The organism is Bacillus sp. G402 (genome assembly GCF_051172515.1).
GTDB classification, from domain to species: domain Bacteria; phylum Bacillota; class Bacilli; order Bacillales; family Bacillaceae; genus Bacillus; species Bacillus altitudinis.
In genome coordinates this window covers 105,194-130,576 of sequence record NZ_JBPIZC010000004.1, presented here as the reverse complement: position 1 = coordinate 130,576, position 25,383 = coordinate 105,194, and the positions used below count along the sequence as shown (strand labels likewise).

Here is a 25,383-nt window from a genome sequence, read left to right as displayed (position 1 = left end):
CCCGGTCTCTTTTTTTGTTTAAATCACACTGTTTTTCACTGAATTCGAGTCCACCATATCTGGATCGAGTACGCTTGAAATCGGAATGACAAGCGGTGAACAATCTCCATTGTCCTCACCAAAACCTTGGTTCAATTTCATCGAGAGAAAATAATCGATCTGCTGATAAGGTCCTAGCGTCAGTGATGCCCCCCGATCCATTGCATTGATTTTAAAAGCACCGACATTGACGACTGAGGGTGAGAATAACATCACACATCACTTCCTTGGAATAGGTTTAGCTGCTGGCGAAAAAGAGGCAGGTGAGTCCACTTGATCTCGATCATCTACATGGCTCTTTGTTCCGACAAAACCGCTGGCATCTCCAAAATTCTGTCCGTACCCCTGATTTTTTTTATCTGAGTTTTGCCACTCTGCTAACAAATTTTGTCCGACATTCACCGCCGACGCATTTTCAAAGGAATTAATTTTTAACATGAAAATATTAATATTGATATACGGAGTTGGTTGAACCACAGATAAACCTCCTTTTTATAGGTATATGCGAGCACCCATCAAGTATGTTAACAGGAGGTCTTCACATGGACTTCGAAAAAATGAAGCAGTGGATGGACATTGCCCAGCAAATGCATGGAGATGATTTTTGGAAAATGATATTCGATGATGAGCAAAGATCTCCCTTTATGGCAAATGGTCCGTCTCCATTTACATTCTCGCAGCAAGATCAGCGAGGAACAGATGCATCGTTTCCACCAGTCGACATTGTGGAAACCCCTACTGAATTTCAGTACTTAATTTATCTGCCTGGCTACCGGAAGGAAGATGTTCAGGTGCTGTCATATGGTGAATATTTAGTTGTAAAAGGACAGCGTTTTTCCTTTTTTAACGAACAGGATTTTCGCCAAAAACAAGGAAAGTATGGTCCGTTTGAAAGAAAAATTCGGCTCCCAGATATGATTCTTGGTCAAATGAATGCGGCCTTTAAAGACGGCGTGCTATACATTCGCCTGCAAAAGGATGAAGGAAAAGCAACTGCGATTATCATAGATGACGAATATTAATACTGACTGCGTCTATTAGATCACGATCATCAATCGTTTCAATTGGCAAGATCGTGATCACGCCATCGGCATTTTGTTCACCAAAACCATTGTTTCTTTTGATCGTCGAGCAGTGATTTCGTACGATCGTCGAACCGAATGTCATCGAGGACCCTGTACCAATCGTATTCGTCTTCATATGGGTAATCTGAATGCGTGTAGGCAGCATGCCCTTCTCCCCTTTCATGTATCTCTATAAGTATATACTGGGCAGCTTTTCCATAGACTAGAGCAAGGCGAAAGAAAAGGTTGTGGTCCATTTGAAACATTTCATTCAATCACTCTTTAAAAAAACTGAATCCAGTCCATCCCCATCTGTCGTCGAGCTGGAAAAAAGACTCACCGCTCTTGAGCAAAAAATGTCTGCACCTCCTCCGCCTGTCTCGGAGGATACGCACATTCACATTGAATCACTGCATGTGGACAAAATTGACTACCATTTAGAGTTTGGTGAGCTTTCCATTGATCAGCTTAAAGGCAGACTCAACATTGGGGCCACCTATTACACGCCAAAGGACCCGCACCTCAAAAAGGCAGCTTCAGTACCGAAGCCAAAAGAAACAAAAACACCAAAAGTCTCCATTCGATCAAAGTCTTCATCTCAGCACGACCGGAAGCCAGAAATAAACCGCAAGCACAATCGCTACAATACTGATCACATTTAGCCAAAAGCCAGCCTTGACCATATCAGATATTTTCAGCACATCTGCACTAAAGACAGCCGCATTTGGCGGTGTGGAAATTGGCAACATAAACGCACATGAGGAAGCTAACGCAGCCGCAGCCATTAAGCCGTACGGCTCCATGCCAATTGCAAGTCCAAGCCCGACTGTAATCGGAATGATCATGTTCGCAACTGCTGTATTAGACATAATTTCGGTCATAAATAAAATTGAAGCCGTTAAAATAATTAGCAGCATGAGGTAAGACAGCCCATTTAAATGCTGTAAATTTTCCCCGATCCATCCTGTTAGATTCGTTTCCGCAAATCCTGTAGCGAGCGAAAGCCCGCCTCCAAACAAAAGCAAAAGCCCCCATGGCAACTGCTTCATATCCTGCCATTCTAGTATTCTCTCTCCATTTGTCGCTGGAATGAGAAATAACAGCATCGCCCCAAAGATTGCGATCGACGTATCCGAGACAGGAAGCCCGCCAAACAAAAAGATTTTAAAAATCCATAAAAAAGCCGTCATAAGAAAAATAGCAAAAACCCATTTTTCTTCTTGTTTCATTTTGCCTAAATCCTCTAACCCCTTCCGTATAAACGCCGCTCCCATTTCACCTGTGTGCTCTACCTTGAACTGTATCTTGGTCAAATACAGAAATAAGAGAATAAGCAGAACAGCCGCCACCGGAAAACCAAACAAAAACCATTCAAAAAACATAATTTCTCGATCTAACAGCTTTTTTGACATCGCTGCAAAAACAGCATTTGGCACAGACCCAACGAGTGTCGCCAGTCCGCCAATAGAGGCTGAATAAGCGACCGATAATAGAATGCTTTTACTGAATCGGTCAAGAGATGCACCAGACAAAATATCGTTCGCCTTCACCTCTTTAATCACAGCCAGTGCCACAGGCAGCATCATCAGTGCTGTGGCTGCATTTGAAATCCACATAGATAAAAAGGCCGTTGCCATCATAACCCCTAATACAATGCGGTCACTTCTTGTGCCAATGATATTTAAAATATGCAAGGCCATTCTTCTATGTAAATTCCATTTTTCAATAGCAATGGCAATCATAAATCCGCCCATGTACATAAAAACAATCGGGTCTCCATAAGCTCTTGATGTTTGCTCCATCGATAGCCCGCCAAGTGTTGGCAAAAGGATGATGGGCAATAAAGAGGTAGCCGGTATAGGCAAAGCTTCTGTGACCCACCATGTCGCAGTCCAAGCCGTAACGCCCAGTACCACTCTCGCTGCATAGGTTAATTCACTTTCTGGAATGAGCAAAAAAATAAGCAAAAAGAAGATCGGTCCAAGAACAAGTCCAGTCAGATTCACTTTTTTATAAACGATCACAATTCCCCCTTCATGAAAACGCTTTTAAAATTTTTCTAATTTTTCACATTCGATGATCACATAAAAAATCCTTTAAATCATAAGAAAAAATGAAGAGATTCTTCAGCAGGAACTGTGTCTTGCTTCATATTTCCACTTCATGACTTGGTCTATTTTCATAGGAGAAACTATACAAATCCTACACAGTAACTGTAAACTATAGAGGATCTAATCAAAAATTGAGGTGTTTTCATTGTATACAGATCAACGAAAATCATTTTGGAAACAGAAAAAAGTCATCATTCCTTTTCTTAGCATCATCGCGATTGCTGCTGCTCTCTTTTTCTTAAAAGATACGCTTTTCTCCAAAGAAAAAGAGGCGCTGAAAGCCGCTGAATCCTTTACGAAACATCTGGAGAAAAAAGAATTCACGAAACTAGCAGATGAGGTCACAAGTGGCTCTCTGAAAGCCAGTGACTTTTCTAAAAAACAACTTGCCGAAAAATACGATAAGATCTTTAGCGGCATTGGTGCAAGTGATCTAAACGTCTCAAACGTCAACGTAGAAAAACAGGACAAAGGAAATGGGTATCAATTCACCTATGAAGTCTCGATGAAAACGTCACTTGGAAAACTGAACAAACTCTCTTACAAGGGCGTTCTCTCCGAAGAGGATAACGAGTGGAAAGTAGACTGGAAACCAAATCTCATCTTCCCGCAAATGGAAACGGGTGACACCATCAAAGTGACAACGGATCCTGCGGTACGCGGAAATATTGTAGATCGAAAAGGGCGCACGTTAGCCGAAACAACTGGTGGACACGCACTTGGCATCATCCCTGGAAAACTCGGGACAGGCACGGAAAAAGAAAGCAACATCAAAAAAATCAGCAGCGCTTTTGATATAGATGAAGAGCTGATTCAAAATCAGCTGAAACAAGCATGGGTTACAGATGACACATTTGTCCCGCTAAAGTCTATGTTAGAGCAAAAGCCGATTCCAAAAGACATAAATGGCGTCACCTATCAAACGAAGGAAATGCGCTACTATCCATATAACGAAGCCGCTGCCCATCTGACAGGCTATGTGGGAAAAGCAAATGCGGATGATATCAAAAGAAATCCAGCTTTAAAGGCGGATCAAATCATCGGCAAAACCGGCCTTGAATTCACATTTGATAAGAACTTAAGAGGACAAGATGGCGGAAGCATCCTCATTATCCATGATGAAACAGGTATTGAAGAAACATTGCAAAAAACAGACCGAAAAGACGGAAAAACAGTCAAGCTGACCATTGATGCATCTTTACAGAAAAAAGCCTATCAACAGCTGAAAGGTGAAAAAGGGGCTGTCACCATTATGAACCCATCATCAGGTGATTTATTAGCGCTTGTTAGCACCCCTTCTTACGATGTCAATTTAATGACCAACGGGATCACGCCTAAACAATATCAAGCATACAGTGAAAATCCTGATCTCCCATTCCAAGCTCGATATGCGAGCAGATATGCACCAGGATCTACTTTCAAAACCATTACAGCAGCCATTGGACTGGAAACAGGTGTCACAAAACCTAATAAAGTACGCACCATTCATGGACTGAAATGGCAGAAGGATCAATCATGGGGAAATTATCGCATTACACGGGTTCATGACAAAGAACAAGTCAATATGGTCGATGCCCTCGTGTACTCAGATAATATTTATTTTGGACAGGAAGCCCTTGAAATCGGCAAAGATACTTACGAGAAAAAAGTGAAAACATTTGGATTTGGTGATGATTTAAACATGCCGTTTACAATGAAACCGGCACAAGTGTCTAACGACGGAATCAAATCAGACATCTTACTCGCCGACTCAGCATATGGCCAAGGAGAATTACTCATGTCACCAATTGAACAAGTACATGCCTATTCTCCATTTGCAACAGGAGGAAAGCTTGTGTACCCTCGAGTCATTCAGAATGAAAAAACAGCATCACCAAAACAGATCATCAAAGAAGATACAGCAAATACGGTGAAGGACGCACTCACTCAAGTCGTCACCAATTCAAACGGAACCGCTCACTCGTTGCAAATAAAAGGGGCTGATATAGCCGCTAAAACGGGAACAGCGGAACTAAAGAGCAAACAAGGTGCGACAGACGGCACTGAAAATGGATTTTTACTTGCGTTTAATCCTAAAAAAGAAGATTACGTCCTCGTCGGTATGATTGAAGGTGTGAAAAACCGTGGAGGCAGTGGACTTGTCATTCAAAAAATGAAGCCTGTCATCGCTTCTTTCTATAAATAACCCTTTAGAGACACACGCTCCATCAAGCGCATGTGTCTCTTTTTTTCTAAATCATGACAATTTGCTATTGTTTTATAGTTCACCTTATGAATAAAATGAGGAGAATGAAAAAAGAAACAAGTTGAATGAAAGGAGAAAGTCTCATTGGCTATTGCTGCTCAAACAAAGGATAAACCTCAAAAAGCGGTCACCGGTTCAACGGTTTATCCTATTTTATTGATTATTGGTATTTGCCATATGCTTAACGACACATTGCAAGCCGTGATTCCTGCCATGTTCCCTATTTTAGAACGCTCAATGGGGCTGACCTTTACTCAATTAGGGCTAATCGCCTTTACATTAAATATGGTCTCCTCCGTCATGCAGCCTGCGATCGGGTGGTACACAGATAAACGGCCGATGCCCTATGCACTGCCTATTGCATTATTTTCAAGTGCTGTCGGCATTTTCGGCCTTGCGTTTGCGCCATCATTTGCGACCATCCTACTGTGCGTCGTCTTTATTGGACTCGGCTCTGCGATTTTCCATCCAGAGGGCTCACGGGTTGCCAACATGGCAGCTGGTCCTAGACGGGGTCTTGCTCAATCCATCTATCAAGTCGGCGGAAATACAGGTCAAGCCTTTGCTCCACTAATCGCTGCATTCATGCTCGTCCCTCTCGGTCAGCCAGGTGTGGCTTGGTTTACGATTGTTGGAATGATTGCTGTCGGTTTCCTTCTTTATATTTCGAGATGGTACGCAAGAAAGCTTCAAACCATTCGAGCACAAGCGAAAAAAGCGCCTGCAAAAGCAGCAAGATCTGAACTTCACCGCAAATCAGCGCTCACAGCACTTGGCATTATCGTCTTTCTTATTTTCGCACGTTCTTGGTATGGAAATGCGATCTCGAATTTCTATGCGTTTTATGCGATTGAGCAATATGGTTTGACGATTAAAGAATCACAAACTTATATTTTCTTATTTCTTATATTGGGTGCGATTGGGACATTTTTAGGCGGGCCGCTTGCAGACCGCTTCGGCAAGAAAACCGTCATTTTAATTTCTTTATTGGCATCCTTTCCGCTTGCCCTACTTCTCCCATTTGCCGGACCAGTTGTTGCTTATGTTTTACTTGGACTTATTGGGATCATTCTGACTTCAAGCTTCTCTGTCACCGTGGTCTATGCCCAAGAACTATTTCCCGGGAAAATTGGCACAATGTCTGGTTTAACTGTTGGACTTGCGTTTGGTATGGGAGCGATTGGATCCGTTGCCCTCGGCTCATTAATTGATGCAGTCGGTTTAACGCCTACCATGATCGGTGTCGCCTTTTTACCGATATTAGGCATCCTAGCCTTTTTACTGCCAAGCGATCAGACCATAGCGAAATGGAATGAATCATAAAAGGTAAAAACCGCTCAATAAATGAGCGGTTTTTTCATAACTTATAAAAATGCGTGTCAGGAACATGCTTCTTTGCAATAAACCCCTGCTGAAAGTCTGGAAAGACCTTTTGCACCTGTTTAATTTTCAGATGAATCAAATCCGCATACGGAATATACAAATGATCCACAAGAGTGTGTTCTGTCATATAGTAATACCAATTCAGATTAAAGTTCTTTTCATCAATGATCGTAAAGGCAGAAAAATGATAGAACAGCAGTGGACATTCGTCGAGATACATATCTCCTTTCACAACGGAGAGCTTATAGTTTTCAATATTCCAAATCGCTGCATTGGCACCTTTAGATGCCACCACATGGACACCCTCAAAATCATCGACCCATCTTTCAACATACCGCTGATCACCATATGTCTTTTTTTCCGTATCCATTTCTACTGTACAGTGCGCAATGCAGTTCTCTTTCCACTGCGTCACAGCCCGTTTGGCCACATCTGTGTTTCGACAGCCTACAAAGCCAGTATTAAAACGGCCGGATAATTCATAAAAGTGATAGAATCGCTTGGAATTCATATGATCTGTCAAAAATACATGAGCGAGTGGATTTTCTGCAAATATCGCCTCTGGATCATGATAAAAATACAAATCCGTATCCAAATGAGCGAGATAATCTGCATCAGAGGACTCAAGAATTTTGAGTAGAAACGCAGGCTTAAGCGTCCAGCAATACTCGTGGAACGTACGATCCGCCTTTGCTTTTCGCAGCGAATCATCTTCCACATCTTCAAGCTGTTCATATTGGACATGTGGATGAGGAAACTGACTTAACACCTTGTAAGCCAAAGGATCAGCACATAAGACAGAAAGTTTGTATGATTGAGCCGTCTGCTCAAGTGAATGAATCAGCGCCAGCAGCTTAAATACATGGGTATTGGACACAATGGTTGTGAAATGATAGGATGCCATCTACAACACATCCACTTGGAACAAGTCAACATGCAGCAGCTCTTTTGTGAGCCCTTGAATGGCTTCTACCAGCACCGTGCATCCATGTTCCTGCTTGGCAAGCTGGGCCGCCTCTGACAGCTTTTTCAAAGGGAAATGCTTTGCCGTCAGCACGTCCTTTTGATCACGTTTAATGCCCACATTCCGCTCTGTGATCATATGAAGCAGCTCCAAAAAATAAGCGAGCAGATCATCATATGCTGCATTCTTACGCAGCTGGCGAATGTCTTTCACGATATCATTTGTCACGGTATGAGAAAATGGTCCAGAGAAAGCCAGATGAACATCAATCGAATCAATATTGTTGTACTTCTCGCACATATACAAAATGTTATATTTGATGTCATCGAATGACGTTAAATTACTTGGATGTTCCTGATGCACACTTAAAATATCCTCACGCAGCTCAAATGAGAGGCCAAGCTGATGCAGACGAATGCCTAAATCATAATCCTCAAACCCGTATCGAACGATTTTTTCATCAAACATCCCTAGTTCCATGACATGCTTTCGCTTGACGGAAGAGTTATTTGTGATAAAAAATCGCCACGGCAATTGATAAGAACTTAAATCATAGTCGTACGTGTTTAAAATGTTTTTCAGAATATCAATAAATTCGGACTGCAAGTCGAAGCTTCTCTCTAGAAATGCTCCGTTTTTTATTTCCTCCATCGACACAAGAGACGTTTTGTCTTTCATTTTCCGCTGATACAGCCCTTGTTTTTTTAATCGCTTCACATGATCTTTATCAAAACCGGTGTAAAAATAACGGTAGATTCGCTTCCAGCATACACCGCAAATGACACGGTCCTCATGATCAGCATGTGCCTCTGCGTGCTTTTGAATAAATTGGGGCTCTGCCAACATATCGCTGTCATGGAATATTAAGAGGTCTCCCTCTGCCTCACGAATGGCATGATTGCGCCCCTTGGCAATTCCTTGATTGACAGGAATACGCACCTTTTTGAATGGAAAGTTCACCTCAATGTTTTCGAGCATTTCCATCGTGCCGTCCGTTGACCCATTATCAGCAACAATGACCTCAAATGGAATATCGGTTTCCTGAAGCGTTAAGGAAAAGAGGCTCCCTTCTAAACGCTCTTTCGCATTATAACTCGGAATAATGACGCTGACCTTCGGCTTTTCATTCATGCGCCATCCTCCTCCAGTTTGGCATAGCCGTTAAACATCGGATTGACTTGTTCTACCGATTCAATCACATGACGCAGCACTTCCCGATAGGCTTCTTGGAAAAATGGCAAGTCATCTCTTCCTTTTTCATGGATTTGCTGCATGTCATCTTTGCTTAAGATCCGAAAACCACTGAAATGATAGCAAATGAGTGGGCTTCCATCCTCAAGCAAAATACGTCCATTCTCTTCCTGATAAGAATGCTGGCCATAATTCCAGTGACCAATATTCACACCCTTTGTTTGAATATCTTCTACTTTTTCAAACAGCATCGGCATATGATCCAAATACCCTTGATCGCCAAATTTTCCTTCTCCAGGCGCATTTTTGCATTCCTTTAGACATTCTTCTTTCCACCAGCTAAGGCACTTTCGGCCGGCTTCATCTCCTTTAAAATGCAGGAAGCCTGAGTTATAACGCCCTAAAAGCTTCTGAAGCATCTTCACTTCCTCTGGATCAAAGCTTGGAATGACAATATCCCCTCTTGATAGCAGCACAGACGCATCAGGCTGATTTTGAAAAATCACTTGCGGACTCTCATAAAAGAACAAATCCGCATCAAGATACGTCACTTCCTCCGCCTGGTCCTGCTTAAATAGCCACTCAATCCAAATCGGTTTTAATGTCCAGCAATATTCCGAAGCATTTCGTTCCTTTTTGATTTCTAACAGCTCCGGCGTTTCAAGCTCACGCACATGAACAAGATCGACATGCGGGAAATTCATTTGATGAAGCAAATCAAATGCAGCATCATCCATACATAACGTCTTGATGACAGCATCATCTTCTACTTGCTTCAACGATAAGAAAAACGCAATGGCTTGATAAAGTCTTCCACTTGATAGAACCGTACAATATATGCTGTTCATCTGTATACACCTCTATTTTTGAAAGAATTCGCGATACCATTCAATTGTCTTTTCTAACCCTTCATCAATGGAGTAATCAGGCTTCCAATCAAGCAGCTTTCTCGCCTTTTCTGCTGATAAATATTGATGCTTAATCTCATGCGTTCCTTGATTCAAAATACACGGCTTCAGTTCACTGCCCATCGCCTTTAAGATTTTATCAACGAGCTCAAGCACGGTCAGCTGAATTTCATTACTAAAGTTAAATGCTTCTCCTGCAAGCCCTTTTTCCTCCATTTTTTCAGCTAGGAGTAAATAAGCCTTGACCGCATCTTCAATATAGAAATAATCACGGATAAAGGTTCCGTCACTTCTAATTTCTGGCGCCTTTCCCTCTAACACAAGCTGGATGGTTTGCGGAATGATTCGGTTAAAATTCAAATCCCCGCCTCCATATAAATTACCGCAGCGCGTAATACAAACCGGAAGACCATATGTGTTGTAGTACGTGTGAGAAATTAAATCTGCACAGCTTTTTGACACATCATATGGATGCTTGCCGTTAAGCGGCATGTCTTCATCATAAGGAAGCTGTTCTTGATCCCCGTATGCTTTATCACTCGATGCCACAATCACTCGTTTGATAAGCGGCTGCCTTCTGCATGCCTCCAGCACATTCCATGTTCCTAAAATATTGGCTTCAAATGTAGAGACCGGGTGACGATTTGCGACCCCAACAATCGCTTGGGCAGCCAAATGAAAGACTGTATCAATCTCATATTCTCCTAACGCACGTTCTATCGTTTGCATGTCCTCAAGTGCGCCTTGGACGACATTCATCTTTTCAAATTGACTGCCTTGATATAAGTTCGATCTTGGCACTTGATCACGTACAAGCCCTGTTACGTTTGCTCCTTGATCTATCAATTCCTTGACGAGGTAACTCCCTAACAATCCCGTACACCCAGTCACAAATACGTTTTTTCCCTTCCAAAACCCGCTCATGCTGTCACCAAACCTTCCATGGTTGTTTTCCTTCAGTCCACATGCCGTTGATTTCTTTCAAGTTTTTATACGTATCAATTGCTGTCCAAAATCCGTGGTGCTCATAAACTGCTAGCTCTCCATCATTCGCCAGATTTTGAAGAGGCTCTGCTTCAAAGACGCATTGATCATCATCAGTTAAATAATCAAAAACCTTTGGAGACAACACAAAAAATCCTCCGTTGATCATCCCGATACTGTCTGTCTTCTCAGAGAAGGATTGTGCCATCCCGTTATACACCTTCAGCGTGCCGTACTGTGATTTCTTTTCAATTCCTGTGACAGTGGCAGCTGCTCCAAGCTCTTGATGGCGCTTGAGCAAATGAAACATATTGATATTGGCAAGTCCGTCACCGTACGTCATCATAAATGTCTCATCACCAATATAATCCTGTACCTGCTTTAACCGCCCGCCTGTCATCGTATCCTCACCCGTATCTAAAAAGGTGATTTTCCAATTCTCCGACTTCCCTAAAAGCTTCATTTCCCCTGTCGACATATCCAGCTGCATGCTGTGATGTCGCCAGTCGTAGTTGAGAAAATACTCTTTGATTTTCTCTCCTTTATATCCAAGTAATAAGATAAACTCGTCTACACCGTAATACTGATAGATTTTCATAATATGCCATAGAATAGGCCGGTCTCCGATCATAGCAAGTGGTTTAGGAAGCGCTTGTGTGACCTCACTCATTCTCGTTCCCTTTCCTCCGCAGAGAATGACTGCTTTCATCTTCTCCCCTCATCTCTCTATGAAAATTTTTGATTGAAAACCCTATCTTCATGCGGAAAATCAGTACATGTACCCTTATACTTTGTCCGACATCAGGTTTTGAATCTACTCTATTCATATGTCGGAATAAGAGAGGGTGCCACCTAGCATTTAACTATTTTTACAAACAAAAAAGAGCGAGATTTGCATTCTCGCTCTTTCAAAGTTTAAATTGTATATTTTCAGGGTAGATGGTATGATAAACATGTGCATATACAGCACAAACAGCCTCTTTCGATAAAGAGACTACTAGATTGAATGAATTCAAGTGGCAGCTTGCTTCATTCTTAATATGAATCACGGAGGTGAATTCCCATGGCACAAAATGTACTTTGTGAAGTGAACTCTTGCCGTTTTTGGGCTGACAACAGCTGTACAGCTTCTACCATTAAAATTGGTAAAAGCACAATGACTGACGTGACTCGCAATGCTGAAACGGATTGCGAAACATTTGAAACAAAATAATACATGATTTTCTGAGATGAAGGAACTGGCAGGTTCCTTCTTTTCTTTTATCATTCTATCAAGAATGATAATTATTATCAAGTGTTTTTGAATAAACATTTCTCGGGAAATAATGACACGATATTTCTCCATTCGTTGACGATTTTCACTCCTTTTTCTATACTCAACATATCCGAAGAAGAAAAAGTGGTGACCAATCAGTGGATTTTACGATACGTTTCCTATCATTCTATGTGGTTGAAGTAGAAGGCAAAGAGGAACAAGCAAATAAACGGTTTAAACATTACCAAACATTAGACCAAGAGGAATTTGAACAAAGTGAGCTGAAGGACTTTCTAGACGGTGAGCTTAAAAAAATCGTCAAACGAAAAGTGGACAGACACCCTAAGTCTGAGCAAGTACCGACTAAAATTGGCCGATTTATTGTCGAACCGGGCCATGAACTCGATTCAAATCCAAACTACAATTTATTTCATCAGACGAGATTTGCAGATACAAAAGAAGTATTTAACGAATGCAGTGAACAGTTTGTTCGCACCTATTTAGATACAAGTGCTGTCAGAGGCGGCGTGTTTTTGGTTGCATCTGCGGTTCCTAAAAAGTATTTCGATGACTCTTTTGTCTTTATCATGAAATGCGATTTTGAACAGAAAGTCGCTTCTATTGCTGATACATCTACCTTGATCAAAAAAGTAGAAATGGCGATTACAACAAAAAACATGAAATCGATTCAATACCCGTTTATGCCAGAAGAGGGCATGACAGAGGAAGCCGAAGTGAAAATTCACCAATCCTCACACGCTCGTTATTTTGAAGACTTTCTGAAATTCGTCGAATACGGAGAATCGATGCCTGAAATCATGAAATCACAGGTCATGAATATGGTGCAGGAACATGTATTTGAAACATTTCAGGATGAAAGTGAAGAATTAAAACAATTTGAAGAGGACCTTGAAATATGGGAAGCAAGTGAAAAACGGGAGATTCGGGAAACACTCGATACAGAACAGGTCACGCTAGCAGCTTCTCATATTGTGGAACAAACCCCTGATATCACGATGAAGATGCGTCTAGGCGAAACAGAAATTAAAGGACTTTTAGCCGACTTCGGCCACTCGATTCATATCGCAAAGGTCAACAATCGATATGTCGTGCTCGTTGAAGCAGATCAAATTGTATTTGAAAAAGGAAGCACACCTGTTGAATTCCATAAACCCAATGGATTGAAAGAGGTCGTCAGCCAACTCACGCAAAAAGCCTATGATTCAGACTTAGAATAAGAGAATATGACTGCCTCCTGCGATCAGCTGCATGAGGCAGTTTTTTATATAACGCTTTATTTTTTACACTGCACTAGAAGAAACATGCTGCCCGCTTCTTATCCACATGCTGACGAGCATTAAGCTTATGATAAGCATCAGCCAAAAGACGCTGTTTGTTCCGAAAAACTGGATCAACGTATACCCACACAAAGGTCCTAAAGCAGCCCCCATATCTTGAACAAAAGAATAGCTGGCGAGAAAGCGGTTCTTATCTGTTTGAGCAGAAGCTTTTTGAAAGGCAAGTGTATCGGTGAACGTTGTGACTATTGTTGCCATCAGTTGAATCAAAAGCAGCATCAATAGGAACCAGCCGCTTACCTTCAGCATGATCACAAGAAAACTGAGCCCTCCAAATGAAAGAAACATCCAGCTTAACATTCGTTCCTTCATCACAAGACGATCAAACCATTTACCCGTTCTCGGTGCGAGAAATGGTTCCCATCCCCACCTGAGCGCTTGAATAACACCGCTTAAAGCCGAAGCTCCGATGACAAAGCCAAACAAAGTCAATTCATCTTGGGCAATCTTTGCTTCAATGACATGACTCAGCGTGGATGCGAATAAACCTTGGATGATCAGTGCGATCAGCATGCCTGTTATCAGTACTTTTACCACATCTCGTGTCAACCACTTCTGTTTGATGCCATGATACACCTGCGTGCCTTCTCTCTTTTCAATTTCTTCTAACGATACATAAAAAATGCAGCCCATTAATGTGAGTAAGCCAAAGACAAGCGTCATGGACTGAAAACCGATCAAGCTGGCAAGGATTCCACCAAATAACATGCCAAATAAACTGCCAAGCCGGTAAAGCCCATTATAAAGACCCGTCAAATGTCCTTGTGAGCCTTCGTCCATTTCAGCCAAGACCCTCATCCCACTCATACGGAGTAACGTCCAAGCGAGACCCCATGCACAGCGGCAAATCAATAGCAGCCAAAATCCACTCATACCATATAATATCGTGGTCACTGACGCGATCAAAATTGCGATCAGTACACCGGTCTTCATTGGAATATATCGATAAAGCCACCATACGACAGGTGCTAGCGGGATACGAATGAATCGGTTGATAGACAGCAGTAACCCCACCTCCCAAATGGATGATAAACCAATCTCTTTCCAATAGACCGGGAGAACAATATAGAGCATTGAATCCCCAATAAGGGCAAATGCTGTGATGAGTGCAATTGACACCACTTGCTTTTGACGACGATCCATTTTTTCTTCCCCCTTCGCTACCTTTACGATAAGGGATACCTTATAATAAATCTAATGAATGTTTTTGATTGAATCATCAAAATAATTGATAGGCGGTGCAAAGATGAATTTACATGCCCTCCGTATTTTTGCAAAGGTAGCCGAAACAAAAAGTGTCACACAAACGGCAGACGTGCTGTCTTTGACGCAGCCGGCTGTGACGGCACAATTACGAAGCATTGAACGAGAGATCGGCTTTCGTCTTTTCAAACGAAACGGCCGGGGAATTACCCTGACAGAGATGGGAAAGATCCTGTATCCATATGCCCGGCAAGTATTCGAGGCGGAAAAAGAAGTAGAATATCAGATCACCCTTCTGCAAAACGGAAAAAAAGGAAGACTCAGAATTGCTTCTACCTACGTACCACTTAACTTTTTGCTGCCTGATTGGCTTGCCTCTTTTAAAACATCATCGCCACAGACAGACATTGAATTAAAAAGTGGAAACTCCGCTCAAGTGATCGAAAGCCTGCTTCAATATCAATCAGATGTGGCGATCGCCGTAATAGAGGACCTGCACCACGAAGATCTTCACACCTCTCACTTAACTGATTTAAGTTATGACTTTATCGTGCCTGTGGATCACCCGTTAAATGGACAAACCGTCCCCCTAGAACGCCTAAGCCATGAACCCTTTTTAATGCGAGAAGAAGGCAGTTCGACGAGAGACAAACTTTTTTCCCTTTTTACCGCTAAAGGAATTAAAAAACCGACCGTTGATTTACAATTCAGTGGTGTCCACGAAGCCATTCAAATGATCAAAGCTGGCTATGGCATTACCCTTGTTCCTCGTGACGCTGTTCAGCGAAGCTTAGAACGTGGAGAAATTGGGCGTGTGTATATCGAAGGAATTGACATTATCAGACCTGTTGTGGTCTGCAAACGGGCGAATGACCTTGAGGAAAATAGGACGGTGAATGCTTTTCTGCAAATGAAAGACATCGGACCCTTTACACCACCTGGCTCCAATTAAAAAAGTGCCTGCTTCAGCAACAGGCACTTTTTCTATTCGGATGGCTGAACAAGATCAAATGGGACCGCTTTTGAGGCTATCACTAATTGTTCTGGTGTGATGAGGATTTCATTTCCCCATTCTCCTGCTCCAACGCCTAATATCTCTTCTTCTAATAGCGATGCTTCGATAATCGTGCGGAACCCTTCAGGCTGCCAGCAAAATGGCGGGATGGAGCCAATGCGATAGCCTGTCACTTCAAGCACCGTGTCTGGTGAAGCCATTTTGATATTGCGAGAGCCTGCGGCTTTCTTTAGTTTCCCTGATTTGATGTGCTGGTCAGCACCCACCATTACAAGCAGCTGCTCCCCTTCCCCTGTTTCAAAGATCAATGTTTTGATCATTTGTCTTTCTCTAAAACCAAGAGCTGCCGCTACATTCGCTGCGCCCTTCTCTGTGTCGGCAGAAAATGTTTTGATGTCATACGGGATGCCATGCTTGTCCAAAAAGTCATGTGCTGGTAATTTTTTCAATTGATTGAACCCCTTTCCTTACGATGTTCTTTCATTTAGCTTATCACAATCCTCTCATCCTTAAGATGTATTTTTCAATGGAAAACCTCTGCACACTTCGCCAACATGCTATACTGAACTTGTTTTTGAAAAGGAGTCGGTTGGATATGGGAAATAAGTTTTGGTGTTATACAGGCAGTAAAAGCCTTCTCATGCTAAGTGATATTCTATTTTTGATGACAGTCACATTGGTTATTTATCAAGATACACAATCTGTCGCCTATGCGGCTGTATTTCCGCTCATAAGAACACTATGTCAGCTATTGGCTGGGCTCCTCTCTCCTGTTTTGACAGAACTCTTTCAAGCCAAGCGTCTATTGAAATGGGTCCCTCTTTTACGTATTGGGATGCTCGTCGTATTCACGACCCAATTTGATTTCTTTCAGCAGCACCTGATCTGGCTGTTTAGTGCGTTCGTTTTGATTTCCATCACAGGCGGGTTCATTAGTCCTTTATTGCAAGCCATCATGCCGATGATTGTGCCAGAAAATCAGCTTGTGAAAGCGAACAGTACAGCCTCCGTTTTTTATCAATCTGTTCAAATCGCCGGCTATTCGTTTACTGGAATGCTCGTCCTGTTGATTGGTCCATCTTATTTAATGTGGGCCTCTTGTTTCATGATTGTGTTGTCCTATCTATTGATCATCCCTGTTTTTTCTCTACTCAAGCAAGAAGACACGGTTCAAAAAGAAAATAAGATGAACGGGTTCAAAGATGGCTGGAAGATCATTTGGACAAACAAAACGGTTCGCATCCTGACTTTCATGGATGTTAGTGAAAATATTGCAGGTGCTTTGTGGGTCGGACCGGTTACGCTTGCCTTTGTCACACTTGTTTTAAATGAAGGTGCGGAATGGTGGGGATATATCAATGCCGCATATTATATAGGTGCCATTATAGGCGGACTTATGGCTGCATGGCTAAGTCAGTTTATTCAAAAACAACTTCTCCTCTTTATGGCAGCGGGCTCTTTTATTTATGCAGTGCTGACGATCCTATTTTCGCTAAACAGCCTGCCATGGCTTGCATTGCTGCTTTGTATTTTAATGGGGCCTGCCTATCAAATTCGGGATGTTTCGCAGCAAACCATCCTCCAAACGGAAACACCAGTCCATGAGTTATCAAAGGTGTATTCGGCTCAATACGTTCTCTCTTCTATGTCTGTCAGTTTATCTATTTTCTTTGTTGGATTAATTGCGGATACATTCGGAGCGAGATTTGTGTATTTGTTAGGCGGACTGTTTGTTCTCATCTGTTCCGGGATTGCCATCACCACTTTCATGATGCAGAAAAAAAGAGCGGCTGTTTAAGGCAGCGGCTCTTTTACTTTTCTTTTAACATCGCAAACATGTCACGCGCCATTGCTTCTAGGATATACACAACGGGTGTCTGTGTGGTGATGTTGGCTCTATGGACTCGTTCGTCTGTGACGTAATAAGCAATATTCAAGTCAGAAATACGAGAAATTGTACAGTGCTGATTGTTTGTAATACTAATGATCGTGCTGCCTTCTCTTTTTAGTTTCGAAATATGATCAATCGTTATGCGGTTCTCTCCTGATACCGACAGCACAATGGTGACACTATTGTCTAAATACTGCATATTCATCGGGAAAAACGGATCGTTGATGTAAAACGAAAATTTCTCCAGACTTGAAAAGTACCTTGCCCCATACTGCGCCAAAATACCAGAACTGCCTGTCCCGATAAATAGCACATTTTTTGCATCCGCAATGAGCTTCGCTGCCTCTTTAATCTTCTCTTCAAAATCTCCTTTAAGTGTCCGTTCGATAAATTCATACAGGAAATGCTGCGTGCTTTTCAAAGAAGGTGTTTGTTCTGCTTCTAAATACATTTTGAGCTTCACCTTAAATTCTGAAAAGCCTTCACAATTCACTTTTCGACAAAAGCGAAGGACAGATGAGGTCGATATATGTGCGGCATCTGCCAAATCACGAATTCTCATATAGACGACTTTTTCACTGTTTTCCATAATGTATCGGTATAAAGCGCTTTCTAGTTCATTAAAGCTGGAAATGACCTCACTTGAAAACATCTGACTTCCCCTTTCTCCAACAACATGACACAAGACGTTTCTTTTATGTAACAAATCTCTAAATAGGGCACCCTTGCCTAAAGACGCTGAAACCGTTTACACACAAGGTACTCTCACGATAAGCTATAAATGTACAAACAAATGATAAAAGATTGATTCACTCTATTATAACATTGTGCGTTACATTATTCGGAGGTGCAGAACATGACAAAAGGATTAAAGGTTGTCACAATCGGCGGAGGATCAAGCTATACACCAGAACTTGTCGAAGGATTCATTAAACGGTACGATGAATTTCCAATTAGCGAACTTTGGCTCGTCGATATCGAAGCAGGTAAAGAAAAGCTTGAGATCGTCGGAAATCTTGCAAAACGCATGGTAAAAAAAGCGGGACTTCCAATCGAGGTTCATTTAACTTTAGATCGCCGGAAAGCACTGGTAGACGCTGATTTCGTCACAACACAATTCCGCGTCGGATTACTGGAAGCACGTATGAAGGATGAACGCATTCCTTTAAAATATGATGTCATTGGTCAAGAAACAAACGGTCCAGGCGGTCTATTCAAGGGTCTGCGCACCATCCCTGTCATTCTTGAGATTGTGAAAGATATTGAAGAATTATGCCCGGATGCTTGGCTTGTGAATTTCACCAATCCAGCTGGTATGGTCACAGAAGCTGTACTTCGCTATTCAAACCACCGCAAAGTCGTTGGCTTATGTAACGTACCAATCGGCATTCGCATGGGCATCGCCAAAGGACTTGATGTCGACGCAAGCAGAGTCGAAGTCAGCTTTGCTGGATTAAACCATATGGTCTTTGGACTGAACGTGTTCTTAGATGGCAAAAGCATCATGGATCAAGTGATCGAAGACATGGCAGATCCAAACTCCACCATGTCCATGAACAACATTCAAGCGATTCCGTGGGATGCAGATTTCTTAAAAGGGCTTGGTGTGATTCCTTGTCCATATCACCGCTACTACTACAAAACAAGTGATATGCTGGCTGAAGAGAAGAAAGCAGCAGAAAATGAAGGAACTCGTGCAGAAGTCGTCCGTGCACTAGAAAATGACCTGTTCGAGCTTTACAAAGATCCTGATCTTGATATTAAGCCGCCACAGCTTGAAAAACGAGGCGGTGCTTATTACAGTGATGCAGCATGTAACTTGATCGCATCCATTTATAACGACAAGCATGACATTCAGCCTGTAAACACAATCAACAATGGCGCCATCAGTGACATTCCAAATGATTCTGCCGTTGAACTGAACTGTGTCATCACAAAAGACGGCCCAAAACCAATCGCTGTTGGTGAAATGCCGGTCGCTGTCAAAGGACTTATTTCTCAAATTAAATCCTTTGAACGTGTAGCCGCTGAAGCAGCCGTGACAGGCGACTACAACACAGCTCTTGTTGCCATGACCATCAACCCGCTCGTCCCATCAGATGCCATTGCAAAAAGCATCCTAGATGAAATGCTAGAAGCACATAAAGAATATCTGCCACAGTTTTTCAATAAAGTAGAAGCATAAAAAGAAGCCGCACTTGTCAAAGTGCGGTTTTCTTATTTCCCGGCAAACAACTGATCCATCTGAGCACGGTCATAGTCTAAGAGCCAGTGCTGTAAACCTTCATAAACTGGACGCAGATGTTCTGGATCTGCCGCAATAAGATCACAGCCTCGATCATCATATAAGTGGAAAATCATCTGTTTTGAGAGATTGATGAGATAAATGTCATAACCAAGCTTTCCTTTCAAGATTTGATTCGGTTTGTAGAAATCCTCTTGGCATATGGCTTGTAATAGCGTGCGCAATCGAATATCTTGCAGCTGACACTTGAGTGTAAATCTCTCTATTTTCATTGTTTCTTCTTGTTTTGGTTGTACATAGGTCAAACGCTCGTGACGCAATCGGTGACGCACTTGTCGGTCGGCATATTTTTGATAAACAAGGAGCTTTTGCTTCATTAATTCATGTTCATGCTGCGTATAGACATCTGTGACAAATAGAATATCGTCTTCTGAATCAAAAGCATATCTGACGATTTTCAAAGCCCGATCGCCTGCTTTTTCTAATACAACCGATTCTTCTCCTAATGACCAATCTGCCACTTCAAAGCGAAGACCAAAAGGCCACTTATAAAAAAGAGGCGGCGCGAGGACAAGTTCAGGAAAATGACTTTTTAAAAAACGATTGGTTTGATCGCTCATCTCATGTCCTTCCATTGGTTTTATTTCTTATTTTACCGTTGAAACTAATGGAAATTCAATTGGAAATAAACTGTCATTTCTTATATGATAGAAAGAGATGGAGGTGTGACCAATTGAAAAAATGGTTTTTACAAGTGTTCCTCACCGCATTGATCACGATGTGGATACAGACTGGACTTGATCAGGCGAACATCATTCATATCAACAATGTATGGGTCGATGTCAGTAGCTGGATCCTAATCTTCTTTGTCATCTACGCACTTTTTGAATGGACAGCTCACGTCTTAGCAAAACGGAAAATCGCTCATCGCTGAACATCTCTTTTTAGAGAGATGTTTTTTGTTGAAACTCTTCCTGCACAAGTTCATGAATCACGCCCATTCCTGCCTGACTTCCGGCTGCTGCTGCAAGAACAAGCTGAGCAGGCCCGCCTAAATTATCACCACATGCAAAAATACCGCTGACGGTTGTACGCCCAAGAATATCTGTTTCAATGCCCCCATTTTTCGTCATTTGACAGCCTAGTTTTTCAGCAAAAGGGGTTGACTGCTTGAAATCACTTGCGACAAATCCGCCTTCTCTTATCACTATCTCTCCATTTGCAAGCTGAAGAGAGCGCAGCTGTCCATTGTCATGATGGATCGCTACAATTGGCACATCAATAACTTGAATAGAATGTGCTGATAACAGTGCTTTCTCCTCTTCAGCTAACACTTGCTGTCCATTTGTAAACACAATCAAATCCTTTGTCCAATTGGGAAGAAGTTTCGCCATATGCAAAGCGCGCTGGTTCTCTGCAATCAGGGCAAGTGGCTTGTCCTTCAGCTCCCAGCCATCGCAGAAAGGACAGCTAAACAAGGTCTTTCCGTACACTTCATGAATCCCCTTCATTTCTGGCAGTATATCCTGAAGTCCTGTTGCCAATATGATTTTCTTCGCTTCGAATCTTTCTCCCTCTTGTGTCAGTAACGCGAAGTTGTTCTCATGATTTTGTATCTCCACAATTCTGCTTCGTTTGATTTGAATATCAGGGTAGTTTTGAAGATCCGCTTCTCCTGCTTGTCTGATCTCAAACGGTGTCATTCCATCGTTTGTAATAAATCCATGTGATTCCTGAGTCACTCGATTTCTTGGCATCTCATCATCGAATACCATGACCTGTTTTCTGCCCCGCCCCACAACAAGAGCTGCATTTAATCCGGCTGGCCCGCCTCCAATAATGGCACAATCTAATAACATGTCAATCTCTCCTTTTTATCCAAGACTTTAAAGACTCTTAATATCTATAATTCACTCAAAAAAATCACATCTTGAAAAATGGATTTTTTTCTGTCTGCTCTATTTGGCTTGCAATATCAACTAACCGCTTTTGACTTAACGTCTCCTGCATTTTCATTTCAACATCCTGCATGACTTGTTCAATCAAACAGCCATCGTGAGGCATGAAAGAATCATGTTCTAAAGAACAACGAAATAAATGGGTTTGTCCTTCTACCGCCTGAATGACGTCTAGAAACGAAATGTCCTCCTTCTTTTTCAGAATGGTGTAACCACCTTTTGCGCCAGGTGTTGATTCAATCAATCCCGCCTTCACAAGCTTTGTTAAAATTTTAGATAAATAGGTAGGTGAAAGATCTTGCATCTTGGCGAGAGGTTCAACGCCTATTGCTTTCCCCTTTGGTGCAAGGGTTAAAAATACCATCGTATGAAGCGCATAGTTGGTCGCTTTAGAATATTTCATAGAAACACTCCTTTCTATCTATTGTAGACCTTTTATATCTGTAATTGATCATAAAAGATTCAAGAAGAAAAAGCAAGTATTGTGGATCTGCTTCTTTTTTCATTCCACATTTCGCATTTCCTTCCGATAATAGAAGTAAGCACGAATAAAGCTTGATGAAGACTAGAAGGAGTGAAAAAAATGTCAGATCAACAGCACAATGCAGCACACGAAGAAGAAGAGGAATTTAACGTATACGACATGCTTCCACCCGCAGGAACAATCATTGGCGAAGCAACAGAAGAAGAAATGGAAGCTGCGGCAGCATTAGAAGTGAGACATTACGCCTTTATGCGTCTGCAAGACTCGTACATTCAATTTGATGGATCTTCTTATAAAGAATTGCTTAAAGACTTTCAAGAACTAGAATTTGATTCTGCAAAGTTTTGGAGAGCCATCGCACGACGCCTGCAAGTCCCATATGAATGGCCAATCCGAATCGACCATGCAAACGGTCCTATTTATATTGGTGAAACAGAAGATAGCCGTGATGTTGAGGAGAGTGCGAAGTAAGGACATGGTGACCCCCTTTTGGTGAGGGGGTTTTTTTAATAATTTAAAAGATTTCTATTTCTGATATTTTTCACATGAAATAGATATTCTTATTGCTCTTCTAAATCAAAATCCAACCATAATGATATATTAAGAGCGATTTCATGCATTTCTTCTATTTTTGATTGATTCAATTGCTCCGCAAAACGGCGTGCCCTTTGAAAAATATCGTCATTCTGCTTAACCACCACATCATTCAGTGTAAGGATTGTGCTGAGCGCCCAGCCAGCAGTTACTAACATATTTTCGTCTTGAATGGAGTTCATAAAAGTTTCTACTTCTGAAAAAAACCACTTGATATCATCAATTTGGTCTAAATGAAAAAATACAATTTTATGAAGTGCCTCAGGGTCTCGAGTCTTCAATATGTCTTTCACTTCTTCTTTTGATAATGGCGGATTCTGCTTTTCATATTCAGCCTGCCACTCTTCATCTGACATCCCATCTTCTTCGCTATCTTCTGCGATATAATGCCCTGCAATCAGTTCATCAAACGAATCCGCTAATTTGAAATCCGTCTCATATTCTAGATCAAAGTAATGAATCGGCGGATGCTCCTTTGTTTCTCTGTAATCCAATGCAATCCATGTATGACCATCACCACAAATGAGCACAAGTCCCTCAGGCAATTCCCATTCTTCTATTAAATAATTACTATCCATGATGCCTTCGCCTTTGGCAATTCCTCTTAAATGATCAAATGACACATGATCCTCTGCCCATCCATTCGGCTGATCTGTTGGAAAAGCATTATGCAAGGTATAACCGCCATTTTGTTCGAGGATAAGCTTCTTATATGTATCAGGCAAGGTGATGCCTAGTTTCTTTTCTGCTTTTGCAATACCTTTTTCATTGATTTTCTTAAATGTCTCTTCACTTTCTCTGTCTGTATCCCAGAATGGTTTCAAATAAAAATACCTCCAATTGTTATTTCTATCTCATTTTACCATTTGAGAGAACTAGTTTAATAGTCCTATTCATAAAAAAAGAGAAGGGTTCCCCCTCCTCTTGTTGATTATGATTGTTCCTGATTTCTCGCTTCAAATTCATCTAGCATTGCACGCACTTCATCTGTTGATGATGTATTCATTAATTTGTTTCTTAGGAAGCTCGCTCCTCTGAACCCTTTCACATAAATCTTAAAGAAACGATGAAGTGCCTTAAATGGACGCAAACCTAATGAGGAATATTGATCATGAAGATCAAGATGCAACCTTAAAAGACCTAGCAGTTCGTCACTCGTATGCTCTTTCGGCTCTTTTTCAAAGGCAAATGGGTTATGGAAAATTCCGCGCCCAATCATCACTCCGTCTATTCCATATTGCTCAGCAAGCTTTAAGCCCGTTTGACGATCAGGAATATCACCATTGATCGTCAAAAGCGTATCAGGTGCTACTTCATCACGCAGTTTTTTTATCTCAGGAATAAGCTCCCAGTGCGCATCTACCTGGCTCATTTCCTTTCTAGTACGAAGATGAATCGATAAATTCACAATGTCTTGCTCCAAAATGTGTCTGAGCCAACCACGCCATTCATCGACCTCTGTAAACCCTAGTCTTGTTTTCACACTAACAGGTAATCCCCCTGCTTTTGCCGCTTGAATCAGCTCTGCCGCAACGTCTGGGCGAAGAATCAATCCACTACCCTTCCCGTTTTGCGTAACATTAGGGACAGGACAGCCCATATTAATATCAAGCCCCTGAAATCCTAATTCCGCCATTCCAATACTCATTTGTCTAAAGTTCTCAGGCTTGTCTCCCCAAATATGAGCAACAATCGGCTGCTCATCCTCTGTAAATGTTAAACGGCCTTTCACACTTTGAATGCCATCAGGGTGGCAGTAGCTCTCACTGTTCGTAAACTCTGTAAAAAACACATCCGGTTTCGCCGCCTCACTCACAACATGACGAAACACAACATCTGTCACTTCTTCCATTGGTGCTAATATAAAAAATGGCCGTGGTAAATCACGCCAAAAATTTTTACTCATCTTTCATCCAATTCCTCTCATGACTTCACACACACGATAAGCAAGTTTAGCTAATCAAGTGATTGTCAATTTTAATCATTATATACTTTAATATGAACGAGGCAAAATTGCAAAAAAAGCAAATTTCATGATAGTTGGTGAGAGGAAAGACAGATTCGTGCCGGAGAAAATTGATTTTAGCGCTTTCTGAGAAGCGATAATGAAAATACACCCCAGATTGCGTTACGACATTGGGATGTCAAACCATACATGATATGTTAGTGATTGATACCAGAAAGTAGATATGGGACGACTGATTGAATAAATGCCTCTGGCGATACTTGAGGCTCCTGCTACTCCATTCTACAGAAGCCCTATAGATTCCCAACTTAATACGACCGTAGTCTTTCTTAATGATCCTCTTTTAATTTACACTGTTTTAGCAACATTGTATAAAAAACAACTTTAAGCTGATCTCTAATAATACGCGCTATCGTCTCTTCATATCCTCGATACAACGACTAGATTTGACTTTTGAAAATCGGTGATCGATTTAAAGATACGAACAAAGACTTCTTCATTTAATTCTTCATTCTCGTAAAAATC

Annotated in this window: 28 protein-coding genes; 11 read left to right on the top strand and 17 right to left on the bottom strand. The window is 41.7% G+C overall.

Translation table 11 applies throughout. From position 1 onward, the window contains the following. Positions 1-18: 18 nt before the first annotated feature. The gene (locus ACSBQP_RS16370; RefSeq protein ID WP_008344178.1) at positions 19-252 is read right to left on the bottom strand and encodes a hypothetical protein; all 234 of its coding nucleotides are present in this window, start codon (positions 250-252) and stop codon (positions 19-21) included. 6 nt (positions 253-258) lie between these two features. Next, a complete protein-coding gene (locus ACSBQP_RS16365) occupies positions 259-516 on the bottom strand; it encodes a hypothetical protein (protein ID WP_008344180.1) in 258 nt (85 codons plus the stop codon). A gap of 65 nt (positions 517-581) precedes the next feature. Here ACSBQP_RS16365 and ACSBQP_RS16360 point away from each other — a divergent pair, with 65 nt between their 5' ends. Continuing rightward, positions 582-1,061, top strand: a complete 480-nt coding sequence (locus ACSBQP_RS16360) for an Hsp20/alpha crystallin family protein (RefSeq protein WP_008344182.1) — start codon at positions 582-584, stop codon at positions 1,059-1,061. Here ACSBQP_RS16360 and ACSBQP_RS16355 read toward each other — a convergent pair. Continuing rightward, entirely contained in the window at positions 1,042-1,269 is a 228-nt protein-coding gene (locus tag ACSBQP_RS16355) for a hypothetical protein (protein ID WP_017360415.1), read from the bottom strand. The two genes, ACSBQP_RS16360 and ACSBQP_RS16355, sit on opposite strands and share 20 nt — an antisense overlap. A 91-nt stretch (positions 1,270-1,360) precedes the next feature. On the opposite strand from ACSBQP_RS16355, the gene ACSBQP_RS16350 reads away from it, so the two are divergent. Beyond that, the gene (locus tag ACSBQP_RS16350; protein WP_017366792.1) at positions 1,361-1,765 is read left to right on the top strand and encodes a hypothetical protein; all 405 of its coding nucleotides are present in this window, start codon (positions 1,361-1,363) and stop codon (positions 1,763-1,765) included. Here ACSBQP_RS16350 and ACSBQP_RS16345 read toward each other — a convergent pair. Next, on the bottom strand, positions 1,697-3,127 hold the full coding sequence (locus ACSBQP_RS16345; protein ID WP_045034452.1) for an SLC13 family permease: 1,431 nt from the start codon (positions 3,125-3,127) through the stop codon (positions 1,697-1,699). The genes ACSBQP_RS16350 and ACSBQP_RS16345 overlap by 69 nt on opposite strands. Positions 3,128-3,359: 232 nt before the next feature. On the opposite strand from ACSBQP_RS16345, the gene pbp4 reads away from it, so the two are divergent. Beyond that, on the top strand, positions 3,360-5,399 hold the full coding sequence (gene pbp4 / locus ACSBQP_RS16340; protein WP_435028632.1) for a penicillin-binding protein PBP4(5): 2,040 nt from the start codon (positions 3,360-3,362) through the stop codon (positions 5,397-5,399). Positions 5,400-5,543: 144 nt separating this feature from the next. Beyond that, on the top strand, positions 5,544-6,782 hold the full coding sequence (locus ACSBQP_RS16335; protein ID WP_017360419.1) for an MFS transporter: 1,239 nt from the start codon (positions 5,544-5,546) through the stop codon (positions 6,780-6,782). A 34-nt stretch (positions 6,783-6,816) separates the two neighbouring features. Here the strand turns inward: ACSBQP_RS16335 and ACSBQP_RS16330 are convergent, their stop codons facing one another. From ACSBQP_RS16330 to rfbF, 5 genes are read right to left on the bottom strand one after another with little or no spacing between them, the layout of a single operon-like run. Next, positions 6,817-7,746 (bottom strand): putative nucleotide-diphospho-sugar transferase, encoded by a 930-nt coding sequence (locus ACSBQP_RS16330; protein WP_017360420.1) that lies wholly within the window; start codon positions 7,744-7,746, stop codon positions 6,817-6,819. Further along, on the bottom strand, positions 7,747-8,937 hold the full coding sequence (locus ACSBQP_RS16325; protein WP_144684840.1) for a glycosyltransferase family 2 protein: 1,191 nt from the start codon (positions 8,935-8,937) through the stop codon (positions 7,747-7,749). Next, positions 8,934-9,845 carry a putative nucleotide-diphospho-sugar transferase gene (locus ACSBQP_RS16320; RefSeq protein ID WP_435028630.1) on the bottom strand — a complete coding sequence of 304 codons (912 nt, stop codon included), beginning with the start codon at positions 9,843-9,845 and terminating at the stop codon, positions 8,934-8,936. Before ACSBQP_RS16320 ends, ACSBQP_RS16325 begins: the two co-directional genes overlap by 4 nt. Before the next feature lie 12 nt (positions 9,846-9,857). Continuing rightward, entirely contained in the window at positions 9,858-10,829 is a 972-nt protein-coding gene (locus ACSBQP_RS16315; RefSeq protein WP_348936543.1) for a GDP-mannose 4,6-dehydratase, read from the bottom strand. A 4-nt stretch (positions 10,830-10,833) separates the two neighbouring features. After that, the gene (gene rfbF / locus ACSBQP_RS16310) at positions 10,834-11,598 is read right to left on the bottom strand and encodes a glucose-1-phosphate cytidylyltransferase (RefSeq protein WP_058336480.1); all 765 of its coding nucleotides are present in this window, start codon (positions 11,596-11,598) and stop codon (positions 10,834-10,836) included. 354 nt (positions 11,599-11,952) lie between these two features. On the opposite strand from rfbF, the gene ACSBQP_RS16305 reads away from it, so the two are divergent. Continuing rightward, positions 11,953-12,102, top strand: coding sequence for a DUF1540 domain-containing protein (locus tag ACSBQP_RS16305; RefSeq protein ID WP_008344201.1), 150 nt, complete (start codon positions 11,953-11,955; stop codon positions 12,100-12,102). A 200-nt stretch (positions 12,103-12,302) separates the two neighbouring features. Next, positions 12,303-13,382 carry a DUF3900 domain-containing protein gene (locus ACSBQP_RS16300; protein ID WP_048002036.1) on the top strand — a complete coding sequence of 360 codons (1,080 nt, stop codon included), beginning with the start codon at positions 12,303-12,305 and terminating at the stop codon, positions 13,380-13,382. A gap of 63 nt (positions 13,383-13,445) precedes the next feature. Here ACSBQP_RS16300 and ACSBQP_RS16295 read toward each other — a convergent pair whose 3' ends face one another. After that, positions 13,446-14,645, bottom strand: a complete 1,200-nt coding sequence (locus tag ACSBQP_RS16295; RefSeq protein ID WP_435028629.1) for an MFS transporter — start codon at positions 14,643-14,645, stop codon at positions 13,446-13,448. A gap of 103 nt (positions 14,646-14,748) precedes the next feature. Here ACSBQP_RS16295 and ACSBQP_RS16290 point away from each other — a divergent pair, with 103 nt between their 5' ends. Next, positions 14,749-15,657: a LysR family transcriptional regulator gene (locus tag ACSBQP_RS16290; RefSeq protein ID WP_435028627.1), complete on the top strand. Its 909-nt coding sequence runs from the start codon at positions 14,749-14,751 to the stop codon at positions 15,655-15,657. Positions 15,658-15,689: 32 nt separating this feature from the next. Here ACSBQP_RS16290 and ACSBQP_RS16285 read toward each other — a convergent pair whose 3' ends face one another. Then, positions 15,690-16,169 (bottom strand): aminoacyl-tRNA deacylase, encoded by a 480-nt coding sequence (locus tag ACSBQP_RS16285; protein WP_017360428.1) that lies wholly within the window; start codon positions 16,167-16,169, stop codon positions 15,690-15,692. A 146-nt stretch (positions 16,170-16,315) separates the two neighbouring features. Here ACSBQP_RS16285 and ACSBQP_RS16280 point away from each other — a divergent pair, with 146 nt between their 5' ends. Continuing rightward, on the top strand, positions 16,316-17,518 hold the full coding sequence (locus tag ACSBQP_RS16280) for an MFS transporter (protein WP_138825327.1): 1,203 nt from the start codon (positions 16,316-16,318) through the stop codon (positions 17,516-17,518). A 13-nt stretch (positions 17,519-17,531) separates the two neighbouring features. Here ACSBQP_RS16280 and ACSBQP_RS16275 read toward each other — a convergent pair whose 3' ends face one another. Next, positions 17,532-18,263 carry a MurR/RpiR family transcriptional regulator gene (locus tag ACSBQP_RS16275; RefSeq protein WP_148943012.1) on the bottom strand — a complete coding sequence of 244 codons (732 nt, stop codon included), beginning with the start codon at positions 18,261-18,263 and terminating at the stop codon, positions 17,532-17,534. 204 nt (positions 18,264-18,467) lie between these two features. Between ACSBQP_RS16275 and ACSBQP_RS16270 the strand changes: the two genes are divergently transcribed. After that, a complete protein-coding gene (locus ACSBQP_RS16270) occupies positions 18,468-19,796 on the top strand; it encodes a 6-phospho-beta-glucosidase (protein ID WP_052320984.1) in 1,329 nt (442 codons plus the stop codon). 32 nt (positions 19,797-19,828) lie between these two features. Here the strand turns inward: ACSBQP_RS16270 and ACSBQP_RS16265 are convergent, their stop codons facing one another. Then, complete coding sequence (locus ACSBQP_RS16265; RefSeq protein WP_060832820.1) at positions 19,829-20,476, bottom strand: DUF3885 domain-containing protein; 648 nt, start codon at positions 20,474-20,476, stop codon at positions 19,829-19,831. Positions 20,477-20,589: 113 nt separating this feature from the next. Between ACSBQP_RS16265 and ACSBQP_RS16260 the strand changes: the two genes are divergently transcribed. Next, complete coding sequence (locus tag ACSBQP_RS16260; RefSeq protein ID WP_217967459.1) at positions 20,590-20,790, top strand: hypothetical protein; 201 nt, start codon at positions 20,590-20,592, stop codon at positions 20,788-20,790. 10 nt (positions 20,791-20,800) lie between these two features. On the opposite strand, the gene ACSBQP_RS16255 is transcribed toward ACSBQP_RS16260, so the two are convergent. Together ACSBQP_RS16255 and ACSBQP_RS16250 are read right to left on the bottom strand one after the other, a co-directional pair. Further along, entirely contained in the window at positions 20,801-21,715 is a 915-nt protein-coding gene (locus ACSBQP_RS16255; RefSeq protein ID WP_435028626.1) for an NAD(P)/FAD-dependent oxidoreductase, read from the bottom strand. A gap of 64 nt (positions 21,716-21,779) precedes the next feature. Continuing rightward, positions 21,780-22,217 carry an Rrf2 family transcriptional regulator gene (locus ACSBQP_RS16250; RefSeq protein ID WP_017366776.1) on the bottom strand — a complete coding sequence of 146 codons (438 nt, stop codon included), beginning with the start codon at positions 22,215-22,217 and terminating at the stop codon, positions 21,780-21,782. A gap of 180 nt (positions 22,218-22,397) precedes the next feature. On the opposite strand from ACSBQP_RS16250, the gene ACSBQP_RS16245 reads away from it, so the two are divergent. Beyond that, entirely contained in the window at positions 22,398-22,769 is a 372-nt protein-coding gene (locus ACSBQP_RS16245) for a hypothetical protein (RefSeq protein WP_338335522.1), read from the top strand. Positions 22,770-22,858: 89 nt separating this feature from the next. Here the strand turns inward: ACSBQP_RS16245 and ACSBQP_RS16240 are convergent, their stop codons facing one another. Together ACSBQP_RS16240 and ACSBQP_RS16235 are read right to left on the bottom strand one after the other, a co-directional pair. Next, complete coding sequence (locus ACSBQP_RS16240) at positions 22,859-23,716, bottom strand: SMI1/KNR4 family protein (protein WP_435028624.1); 858 nt, start codon at positions 23,714-23,716, stop codon at positions 22,859-22,861. Positions 23,717-23,823: 107 nt separating this feature from the next. Continuing rightward, complete coding sequence (locus ACSBQP_RS16235) at positions 23,824-24,798, bottom strand: tRNA dihydrouridine synthase (RefSeq protein ID WP_435028623.1); 975 nt, start codon at positions 24,796-24,798, stop codon at positions 23,824-23,826. Positions 24,799-25,383 lie beyond the last annotated feature (585 nt).